At 67.7% G+C, this 232-nt stretch carries 1 pseudogene; it reads right to left on the reverse strand.

Annotation, left to right across the window (positions count from 1 at the left end):
* Positions 1–232: pseudogene (locus tag EXE45_RS19110) on the reverse strand (DUF362 domain-containing protein); the annotation flags it as partial.

The raw sequence follows: 232 nt of genomic DNA on the forward strand, positions 1-232 counted from the left end.
GTACGTCTTCTTCAGGTCCAGTTGGTCGACCGCGGCCCGCCGGGTGAGGTCCGCCAGCCCGATCCCGTTGCCGTTCCCCTTCGTCGCCTCGGTCAGTCCCCGGACGTAGATGAGGTCGATGTCCGGGGTCTCGGGGTCGGGGGCGTTGAGGACGCGGTAGCGACCGATGACGTTCGTGTCCATGCCCGCGCCCGAGATCTCCTTCCCGATCTCGTCGACGACCAGCAGGTCG

This window comes from Halorubrum sp. SP9 (genome assembly GCF_005435015.1).
Classification (GTDB): Archaea; Halobacteriota; Halobacteria; order Halobacteriales; family Haloferacaceae; genus Halorubrum; species Halorubrum sodomense.